The organism is Arachnia propionica, from assembly GCF_003932785.1.
Lineage (GTDB): Bacteria > Actinomycetota > Actinomycetes > Propionibacteriales > Propionibacteriaceae > Arachnia > Arachnia propionica_B.
The window spans coordinates 1-586 of record NZ_RQYT01000140.1 but is presented as its reverse complement, the minus strand read 5'-3'; the positions used below and the strand labels follow the sequence as shown (position 1 = coordinate 586).

Sequence of the window (586 nt, the reverse complement as noted above, 5' to 3'; positions counted from 1 at the left end):
CTCGACCGCCCCACGACGAGATGATCCGGTTCATCGACGAACACCGTGACCGTTTCGGGGTCGAGGCCATCTGCCGTACTCTGCGTGCGACGACGTGTGGGTTCATCACCTCCCGTGCCTACCGGGCCGCCAAGACCCGCCCCACTTCGACACGGGCGATGCGAGATGAGGTCCTGCTGCCTGAGATCACACGGATCCACCAGGAGAACTACAGCGTCTACGGGGTACGGAAGATGTGGCATGCGATGCGTCGTGCGGGCTGGCAGATCGGCAGGGACCAGGTCGCCCGCTTGATGAGGATCACCGGCCTCCAGGGCGTACGCCGTGGCCGGAAACCACGCACCACATGCCCTGCCGGGCAACCCGATCCCCGCCTCGATCTCGTCAACCGCCGGTTCACCGCCGAGCGTCCGAACCAGCTGTGGGTTGCTGACATCACCTACGTGCGTGTCCTGACAGGGTTTTGTTACGTCGCGTTCATCACCGACGTCTACACCCGCAGCATCGTGGGCTGGGCCGTCTCAGCAAGCCTGCACACCACCACACTGCCACTACTGGCCCTCGAGCACGCCCTCCAGTCCACGGG

The 586-nt window shown here is 64.8% G+C and carries 1 protein-coding gene; it reads left to right on the top strand.

Annotated features, from left to right (window positions below):
* Nucleotides 1-586, top strand: a 586-nt coding sequence (locus tag EII35_RS15595) for an IS3 family transposase (protein WP_125229349.1), incomplete at both ends; no start/stop codon positions are given.